This is a genomic window from Streptomyces sp. 13-12-16, assembly GCF_002114215.1.
Lineage (GTDB): Bacteria > Actinomycetota > Actinomycetes > Streptomycetales > Streptomycetaceae > Streptomyces.
In genome coordinates, this window is record NZ_NCTE01000248.1 from 26,281 (window position 1) to 34,789 (window position 8,509).

At 71.5% G+C, this 8,509-nt stretch carries 9 protein-coding genes; 2 read left to right on the forward strand and 7 right to left on the reverse strand.

Annotated elements, in window-relative coordinates; translation table 11 throughout:
• From B7767_RS11255 to B7767_RS11265, 3 genes are all read right to left on the reverse strand, one after another.
• The coding region (locus B7767_RS11255) for a class I SAM-dependent RNA methyltransferase (RefSeq protein ID WP_143652351.1) at positions 1 to 818 on the reverse strand (818 nt) is incomplete at its 3' end.
• A gap of 66 nt (positions 819 to 884) precedes the next feature.
• Positions 885 to 2,930 (reverse strand): APC family permease, encoded by a 2,046-nt coding sequence (locus B7767_RS11260; protein ID WP_085572079.1) that lies wholly within the window; start codon positions 2,928 to 2,930, stop codon positions 885 to 887.
• 270 nt (positions 2,931 to 3,200) lie between these two features.
• The gene (locus tag B7767_RS11265; RefSeq protein ID WP_085572080.1) at positions 3,201 to 4,115 is read right to left on the reverse strand and encodes a PfkB family carbohydrate kinase; all 915 of its coding nucleotides are present in this window, start codon (positions 4,113 to 4,115) and stop codon (positions 3,201 to 3,203) included.
• Between the two features lie 234 nt (positions 4,116 to 4,349).
• Between B7767_RS11265 and B7767_RS11270 the strand changes: the two genes are divergently transcribed.
• Together B7767_RS11270 and B7767_RS11275 are read left to right on the forward strand one after the other, a co-directional pair.
• Positions 4,350 to 5,021, forward strand: coding sequence for a TrkA family potassium uptake protein (locus B7767_RS11270; protein ID WP_085572081.1), 672 nt, complete (start codon positions 4,350 to 4,352; stop codon positions 5,019 to 5,021).
• Positions 5,021 to 5,689: a TrkA family potassium uptake protein gene (locus B7767_RS11275; RefSeq protein WP_006136376.1), complete on the forward strand. Its 669-nt coding sequence runs from the start codon at positions 5,021 to 5,023 to the stop codon at positions 5,687 to 5,689. The genes B7767_RS11270 and B7767_RS11275 overlap by 1 nt, the downstream gene beginning before the upstream one ends.
• 47 nt (positions 5,690 to 5,736) lie before the next feature.
• Here the strand turns inward: B7767_RS11275 and B7767_RS11280 are convergent, their stop codons facing one another.
• The 4 genes from B7767_RS11280 to B7767_RS11295 all read right to left on the reverse strand — a co-directional run.
• Positions 5,737 to 6,501 carry a DUF3159 domain-containing protein gene (locus B7767_RS11280; protein WP_085572082.1) on the reverse strand — a complete coding sequence of 255 codons (765 nt, stop codon included), beginning with the start codon at positions 6,499 to 6,501 and terminating at the stop codon, positions 5,737 to 5,739.
• A gap of 3 nt (positions 6,502 to 6,504) precedes the next feature.
• Entirely contained in the window at positions 6,505 to 6,903 is a 399-nt protein-coding gene (locus B7767_RS11285) for an OB-fold nucleic acid binding domain-containing protein (protein WP_078913995.1), read from the reverse strand.
• A gap of 102 nt (positions 6,904 to 7,005) precedes the next feature.
• Positions 7,006 to 7,686 (reverse strand): response regulator, encoded by a 681-nt coding sequence (locus B7767_RS11290; RefSeq protein WP_085572083.1) that lies wholly within the window; start codon positions 7,684 to 7,686, stop codon positions 7,006 to 7,008.
• Positions 7,683 to 8,509: sensor histidine kinase KdpD (locus B7767_RS11295; RefSeq protein WP_256923406.1), on the reverse strand; the 827-nt coding region annotated here is incomplete at its 5' end. The genes B7767_RS11295 and B7767_RS11290, both read right to left, overlap by 4 nt.

Genomic DNA, 8,509 nt, shown 5'->3' on the forward strand with positions numbered 1-8,509 from the left:
TGGACCTGCCAGAAGCCGCCGCCGGCGACCCGGTGGGTGCGGCCGTCGGCGCGTTCGCGGACGAAGGGGCGGCCGTGGACGCGGTGGAGCTGGCCGTTGCGCTCGTCGACGCGCATGACCGAGACCGGGCGGTCGAGTTCGACCAGGGGGAGGCGGGCGCCCGGCTTGGGGGTGAGGACGACCTGGCGGTCCTGGGAGCCCGTCGCGGCGATCGCCTCGACGGAGTCCATGCCCGTCCAGCTCCGCTTCTCGATGCCCAGCTCGCTGACCCCCTCGGCGGCGATCATGCAGTGGTCGATCGGCTCGACCTCGTGCGAACGGTGCCGGCGCAGTCCCGCGCGGCCGTCGGCGGTGACGGCGTACTGCACGCGCGTGCGCCACGCCGGGACCTGGCCGGCGGGGACCTTGTCGCCCTCGGCCGGCATCACCGTGCCGTCCCAGCCGGCCTCCTCGGGGGTCAGCCCGGCGAGGCGCTGGAGCTGCTCGGCGACGACCTCGCCCTTCAGGCGGCGCTGGGCGCCCGGCTTGGCGTGCTGCCAGTCGCAGCCGCCGCAGCGGCCGGGGCCGGCGAAGGGGCAGGGGGCGTCGATGCGGTCCTTGGAGGCGTCCAGCACCCGCACCGCGTCCGCGCGGAGGAAGCGGGCCCCCTCCTCGCCCTCCGTGACCTGCGCGATCACACGTTCTCCGGGCAGGGCGTGCCGGACGAAGAGGACCTGGCCCTCGGACGTACGGGCGATGCAGTGGCCGCCGTGGGCGACGGGGCCGACCTCGACCTCGTACTCCTCCCCCACCAGTGATTTCCTCGGTTCTGCCTGCATGGCGGGGTGACTCCACAACATCGAGAGCGGGAAGGCCCATGAGGGCCGGGACAACAGCCCACCAGTCTACGTGTGCGAGGAGGAGTCCTTCGCCCGCTCCGCCGGACCGCGCCGCACGGAGCCGGGGGCGGCCCACTCCTGCCGCCTGCGGGCGCGCTGCTTGGCCGCCTCGGAGGACTGGAGCTGGTACGGCACCGAGGTCACCATCACGCCCGGTGTGAACAGCAGCCGGCCCTTGAGCCGCAGCGCGCTCTGGTTGTGCAGCAGGTGTTCGTACCAGTGGCCGACCACGTACTCGGGGATGATCACCGAGACCACGTCGCGCGGGGACTCCCTGCGCAGGTTCTTGACGTAGTCGATGACCGGGCGCGTGACCTCGCGGTACGGCGAGTCGAGCACCTTCAGGGGTACGTCGATGCCGCGCCGTTCCCACTCCGTGCGGAGCGCCTTGGTCTCGGCCGGGTCCACGTTGACGCTGAGCGCCTCCAGGCTGTCGGAGCGCATCAGCTTGGCGTAGCCGAGGGCGCGCAGCGTGGGGCGGTGGATCTTGGAGATCAGGACGACCGAGTGGACGCGGGAGGGCCGCACCATGTCGTCGTTCGGGGCCTCGGGGGCGGCGATCTCCTCGGCGACACGGTCGTAGTGCCCGCGGATCGCCGTCATCGTCGCGTAGAAGATGCACATCCCGAGCAGCGCGACCCAGGCGCCGTGGGTGAACTTGGTGACGAGGACGACGACCAGGACCAGGCCGGTGAAGAAGGCGCCGAAGGTGTTGATGGCGCGGGAGCGGACCATGTGGCGGCGCCTGGCCTGGTCCCGCTCGGTGGCCAGCAGCCGGTTCCAGTGGCGGACCATGCCGGTCTGGCTGAGCGTGAAGGACACGAACACGCCGACGATGTAGAGCTGGATCAGCCGCGTGGAGTCGGCGCCGTAGATCCACACCAGCAGCACGGCGGCGCCCGCGAGCAGCACGATGCCGTTGGAGAAGGCGAGGCGGTCGCCGCGCGTGTGCAGCTGGCGGGGGAGGTAGCGGTCCTGGGCGAGGATCGAGCCGAGCAGCGGGAAGCCGTTGTAGGCGGTGTTCGCGGCGAGGAACAGCACCAGCGCGGTGGCGGCGGCGAGGATCATGAACAGGAAGCTGCCGTGGCCGAAGACGGCCTCGGCGACCTGGGAGATCACCGGGTCCTGGACGTAGTCCGCGCCGAGCGGGACGCCGTCGTGGATCAGGTCCTTGGCGGGGTTCTCGGCCATGCGGACGTCGGTGGCCATGGCCAGCCCGATGATGCCGCAGAACATGGTGACGGCGAGCAGGCCCATCATGGCGAGCGTGGTCGCGGCGTTGCGCGACTTGGGCTTGCGGAAGGCCGGTACGCCGTTGGAGATCGCCTCGACACCGGTGAGCGCGGCACAGCCGGAGGAGAAGGCGCGCAGCAGCAGGAAGAGCAGGGCGAAGCCGGCGAGGCCCGGGTGTTCGGGTTTGATCTCGTAGTCCGCGGTCGGCGCCCGCATGTCGTCACCGAGCACGACCCCGCGGAACGCGCCCCACGCGATCATGGTGAAGACGCCCGCGACGAAGACGTACGTGGGGATCGCGAAGAGCGTGCCCGACTCCTTGACCCCGCGCAGGTTCATCAGCGTCAGCAGCACGATCACGCCGATCGCGCAGGCCACCTTGTTCTCGACGACGAACGGGACCGCCGAGCCCAGGTTCTCGATGCCGGAGGAGATCGACACGGCGACGGTGAGGACGTAGTCGACGAGCAGGGCGCTGGCGACGGTCAGTCCGGCTCTGGGGCCGAGGTTGGTGGTGGCCACCTCGTAGTCGCCGCCGCCGCTGGGGTAGGCGTGCACGTTCTGGCGGTAGGAGGCGACCACGGTGAACATCAGCACGACGACCGCGACGGCGATCCAGGGGCTGAAGTGGTACGCCGACAGGCCCGCGATCGACAGGACCAGCAGCACCTCACCGGGGGCGTACGCCACGGAGGAGAGCGGGTCGGAGGCGAAGACGGGCAGGGCGACACGCTTCGGCAGGAGCGTTTCACCGAGTCGGTCACTGCGCAGTGCGCGCCCGATCAGAATCCGTTTGGGCACGTCGGTCAATTTGGACACAGCAGTGGATCGTAAGCCTTCGGACAGGGGGCGGCCCAACCACCACCCCACATCCATACGGCTTTCATACGGTCTCTGCTCTCCGGGTGAAATCACCGGGTGGCCGGACCGGGGATTCGGCAGGTCGGGGCAGTTCCATGCCTATATGACCAGTCCGGCCGTAGTCGCCACGCCCCGTGGAGGTCCCCATGCACCCGACCGCAGAACTGATCGGCGCCGCGGTCGCCCTCCTCGGCCTCGGGATCCTCACGCTGGCGAGCGTGCGCAGCATCACGCGCCGCTGACCGCCCCGGCGACTCCGGCGAGCAGTGCCTCCGGTCCGATGGCGGCCACCCGTGTCGACGGCACCGTGCAGGCGTACGCCCCCGCCACCGCCCCGAGCCGGGCGCAGCGGAGGGCGCCTTCGCCGCCGAGCAGGCCGTGCAGGAAGGCGGCCGCGAAGGCGTCGCCGGCCCCGTTGGAGTCGACGACCGGTGCCGGGGGCTCGGCCGCGGGGACGTGGGTCAGCTCGCCGTCGGCCAGCAGGTACGCGCCCTCGGCACCCGCGGTGGCGACGACGATCCGGGCCCGGCCCCGCGCGGCGATCCGGCGCATGGTGGCCTCCGGGTCGGTCAGGGCGGCGGCGGAGAGGAAGACGAGGTCCGCGGCGAGGGCGAACGTCTCGTGGTACGGATCGGCGCCGTCCCAGTCGTGCAGGTCGGTCGAGATCGTCACGCCCGCCCCGCGCAGCAGGGGCAGGGCGTCGGCGCACGGCTGGGTGATGACGACGTGGGCGTGCCGGCTGACGGCGGCCAGTTCGCGCACCGTCTCCTCGGGCAGCCGGTCCGTCTCGGCCCAGCGGGTCGCGTCGTACAGGGAGAGCCTCCGGCCGTCGGGGCCGACCAGGTTGACCGCGCGCTTGGTGCCGCACGGCTGCGGTACGGCGGTGAGCGCGATGCCGTGGTCCCGGTGCAGGGCACGGACGAGGTCACCCTCGTGGTCGTCGCCGATCAGGTCGAGGTGGTGGGTGCGCAGGCCGAGGGCGCTGGTGCCGAGGGCGACGAAGTCGCCGCTCTGTCCCGCGCGGGTGACGATGCCCGGCCTGATCATGTGGCTGTCGGCGGGCGGCACGGGCAGCTCGGGCACGTGCACGATCGTGTCCACGCCCGCGCCGCCCAGGACGAGGACGTCGATCTCGGCGGTCATGGCAGGCTCTCTCCTTGCTCCGGGCATCGGTCGCGCCCGGGTGGTACGGATGCGTCGGACCCGGCACGCGCGCGACGACCGGGCCCCGGAGGGCGTCGGGACCGCGATCCCCCGGCATGATGTTGCCTGGCGGCCCGTACTCAGGCCGCGATGTTTGCCTGGCGAGCCGAAAGAGAGACATGAGCACGAAGGTCATGAAGGTCGAACGGCCTGCAGGAAGCGCGGTGTGACGCGATGCATATTGTCATCATGGGCTGCGGAAGGGTGGGTTCCGACCTGGCCCAGACCCTGGAGGAACAGGGACACACGGTCGCCGTGATCGACCAGGACCCCACCGCCTTCCGCCGGCTGGGCTCCTCGTTCGGCGGCCGTCGGGTCACCGGGGTCGGTTTCGACCAGGACACCCTGCGCGAGGCGGGCATCGAGGAGGCGGGCGCCTTCGCCGCCGTCTCCAGCGGCGACAACTCCAACATCATCGCCGCGCGGGTGGCCCGCGAGATGTTCGGCATCGAGAACGTCGCCGCCCGCATCTACGACCCCCGCCGCGCGGAGGTCTACCAGCGCCTGGGCATCCCCACGGTGGCGACCGTGCGCTGGACGGCCGACCAGATGCTGCGCCGGCTGCTCCCCTCGGGTGCCGAGCCGCTGTGGCGCGACCCCACCGGCGGGGTCCAGCTCGCCGAGGTGCACACCTCCACGGCCTGGGTGGGACACCGGATCAGCAGGCTGCAGGACGAGACCGGCGTGCGCGTGGCCTTCCTGACCCGGCTCGGCGAGGCGATCCTGCCCAGCTCGCAGACGGTGCTGCAGGAGGGGGACCTGGTGCATGTGATGATGCGCACCGATGAGATCGACCGCGTCGAGGCGGCGTTCGCCAAGGGTCCCGAAGAGGAGGGCGGTCACTGATGAGGGTCGCCATTGCCGGAGCCGGCGCCGTCGGCCGCTCGATCGCGGGCGAGCTGCTGGAGAACGGCCACGAGGTCCTGCTGATCGACAAGGCGCCGACCGCCATCTCGGTGGAGCGCGTGCCGCAGGCGGAGTGGCTGCTCGCCGACGCCTGCGAGATCACCTCCCTGGACGAGGCGGCGCTCCAGCGCTGCAACGTCGTCATCGCCGCGACCGGCGACGACAAGGTCAACCTGGTCGTCTCGCTGCTCGCCAAGACCGAGTACGGCGTCCCGCGCGTCGTCGCCCGGGTGAACAACCCGAAGAACGAGTGGCTGTTCAACGAGTCCTGGGGCGTGGACGTCGCCGTCTCCACCCCGCGCCTGATGTCGGCCCTGGTGGAGGAGGCGGTGAGCGTCGGCGACCTGGTCCGGCTGCTGCGCTTCAGCCACGGCGACGCCAACCTGGTCGAACTGACCCTGCCGGAGGAGTCGGCGCTGGCCGGCACGCAGGTCGGGGACGTCCAGTGGCCGCAGGACACCTCGCTGGTCACCATCATCCGCGGCACCCGCGTCCTGACGCCGACCCGGGAGGACTCCCTGGAGGCCGGCGACGAACTCCTCTTCGTGGCCGCCCAGGCGCGTGAGGAGCAGTTGGAGGACCTGCTCTCCGTACGCAAGGAGTCATAGAAAAGAGGGGCGCCCGGAAGACTCCGGACGCCCCTCTTCCGTACGGACTAGGACTCGCGGCGGTGACGGCCGGCCGTCGTCGTCCCGTCGTTCTCCTGCGCGGCGGCGGCCCTGCGCTCCTCCTCCGCGCGCTCCTCCGCCTCCATCTCGGCGAAGACGTCGATCGGCGGCGGGGCCTTCGCCAGGAAGACCCACGTCAGATACACCGCCAGCAGGAACGGCGGGATCTTCAGCGCGATCAGGACCCAGCCCAACTGGGTGGTGTCCGCCCACCAGTACAGCGGGAAGAGGATCGCGCTCTTGCCGAGCAGGATCAGCCCCCACGCCCAACTGGCCTTGGTGTACGCCTTCTTGCGGCCGGGGTTGCGGGTGCGCCAGGAGAGGTTCTCCTTGAAGACGGGCCCCAGCATCAGACCGATCAGCGGGACGCCCGCCATCGCCGTGACGATGTACGCCAGGGCCAGGCCCAGCGTGTACAGCATGCCCGGCAGGTAGAAGTCCTTGGCGTTGCCGGTCATCATCGCGAAGACCACGCCGAAGGCCACGCCGAAGACGCCGCTGAAGGCGTGCTTGACGGTGTCCTTGCGCGCCAGCCGGACCACGACCATCACCAGCGACACGGCGAGCGCCGCGATCGCCGACATGTGCAGGTCCTTGTTGACCGTGTAGATGCTGACGAAGAGCAGCCCGGGGAGCACCGTCTCGACCATGCCCCGCACCCCGCCGAACGCCTCGAAGAGGGCGGCTTCGGTCACCGCCCGGGCGTCGTCCGCGGATGTGTCTTCGGTTGTCGGCTTGTCGAGTGACGTCACCGGCTACTCCCGTCCGAGGGGTCTCAGTTCGTATTTCGGATTGAACAGCACCCGGCGGCCCTGGCTCATCGAGATCCGGCCTGATGCGATCAGCTTGCGCCCCGGCTCTATCCCCACGATGGAGCGCCTGCCGAGCCACACCACGTCGAGCGCGGCGGAGCCGTCGAACAGCTCGGCCTCCAGGGCCGGAACCCCCGCGCGCGGCCGCAGCGTGACCGTGCGCAAGGTACCAGTAACCGTGACGATCTGCCGGTCGCGGCAGTCGCCTATCCGCGTACAGCCGGCCGTCTCGGCGTCCTCACGCAGCTCCTCGGACTCCAGGTCCTCCTGAGACGAGGAGAGCCGGTCGAGCATGCGCCGGAACCGGCCTGCCGGCTTCTCGGATCGAGGAACAGCACTCATATCTGAAGCGTACCGGGGTGCACTGACGGTTACGTACCCCCTGCCGCCCCGCTCCGAACGCGGGCCTGTCCCGGCCACCCCGCGCGGGGGCGCCCCCGACCTTCACTTCTCGAAGCGGTACCCCATGCCCGGCTCCGTGATCAGGTGCTTCGGATGTGACGGATCCGCCTCCAGCTTCCGCCGCAGCTGCGCCATGTACACGCGCAGGTAGTTCGTCTCCGTGCCGTACGACGGCCCCCACACCTCCCGCAGCAACTGCTTCTGCGCCACCAGCCGGCCGCCGGCCCGCACCAGCACCTCCAGCAGATGCCACTCGGTGGGGGTCAGCCGTACGTCCCTGCCGCCGCGGTTGACCTTCTTCGCGGCCAGGTCGACGGTGAACCCGGTGGTCTCCACCACCACGTCCCCCCCGTCGCCGGCGGGCTCCGCGCGGCGTACGGCGGCCCGCAGCCGGGCCAGCAGTTCGTCCATGCCGAAGGGCTTGGTGACGTAGTCGTCGGCGCCGGCGTCCAGCGCCTGTACCTTCTCGCCGGAGGCGTGCCGCGCGGACAGCACCAGGACCGGCACCCGGCTCCAGCTCCGCAGTTCCCTGAGCACGTCGACCCCGTCCATGTCGGGCAGGCCGAGGTCGAGGACGACGACGTCGGGATGGCGGGCGGCGGCCGTACGGAGGGCGCCGGCGCCGTCGTGGGCGGAATCGACCTCGTACGAACGTGCCCTGAGGTTGATCACGAGGGCGCGCACGATGGCCGGGTCGTCGTCGACCACCAGGACACGGGTCATGAGGGCTGCCTTTCGGGTTGCGCGGTCTCTTCAGCGACTGCCGGTGCTCCCGCGGCGCGCAGGGTGAGCGCCATGGTGAGGCCGCCGCCGGGGGTGTCCTCGGCGTTCAGCGTGCCGCCCATGGCCTCGGCGAAGCCCCGGGCGACCGCCAGGCCGAGACCGACCCCGGCCCCGCGCGGGGCGTCGCCGTGCCGCTGGAAGGGTTCGAAGATGTGGTCCTTGGCCTCGTCGGGGACGCCGGGTCCGCGGTCCACCACCCGCACCTCGACCCGGTCGGCGAGGGCGCTGGCGGCGACCAGTACGGGCCGGCCGGGGGGACTGTACTTGACGGCGTTCTCGATCACGTTGGCCATCGCCCGCTCCAGCAGCCCCGGGTCGACGGCGACCATGGGCAGGGTCTCGGGGACGTCCAGGGCGACGCTGCCCTCGGGCACCCCGCCGAGCGCCATCGGCACCACCTCGTCCAGGTCGATCTCGCGGATCAGGGGGGTGACCGTGCCGGTGTGCAGCCGGGACATGTCCAGCAGGTTGCCCACCAGGTGGTCCAGGCGGTCGGCGCCGGCCTCGATGCCCTCCAGCAGCTCGGCCCGGTCCTCGGGGGACCACTCGACGTCCTCGGAGCGCAGCGAGGAGACGGCGGCCTTGATCCCGGCCAGCGGGGTGCGCAGGTCGTGGCTGACGGCGGCCAGCAGGGCGGTGCGGATGCGGTTGCCCTCGGCGAGGGCGTGGGCCCGGCCGGCCTGCTCGCGCAGCCGGCGGCGGTCCAGGACGACGGCGGCCTGCGCGGCGAAGGCGGCCAGCACCCTGCGGTCCTCGGCGGGCG

What these genes read in the sequence shown, in the direction of transcription:
- B7767_RS11275 (WP_006136376.1), top strand. Translation starts at nt 5,021, where the DNA reads ATGAGGGTCGCCATTGCCGGAGCCGGCGCCGTCGGCCGCTCGATCGCG.
- B7767_RS11265 (WP_085572080.1), bottom strand. Translation starts at nt 4,115, where the DNA reads ATGACCGCCGAGATCGACGTCCTCGTCCTGGGCGGCGCGGGCGTGGAC.
- B7767_RS11285 (WP_078913995.1), bottom strand. Translation starts at nt 6,903, where the DNA reads ATGAGTGCTGTTCCTCGATCCGAGAAGCCGGCAGGCCGGTTCCGGCGC.
- B7767_RS11270 (WP_085572081.1), top strand. Translation starts at nt 4,350, where the DNA reads ATGCATATTGTCATCATGGGCTGCGGAAGGGTGGGTTCCGACCTGGCC.
- B7767_RS11290 (WP_085572083.1), bottom strand. Translation starts at nt 7,686, where the DNA reads ATGACCCGTGTCCTGGTGGTCGACGACGACCCGGCCATCGTGCGCGCC.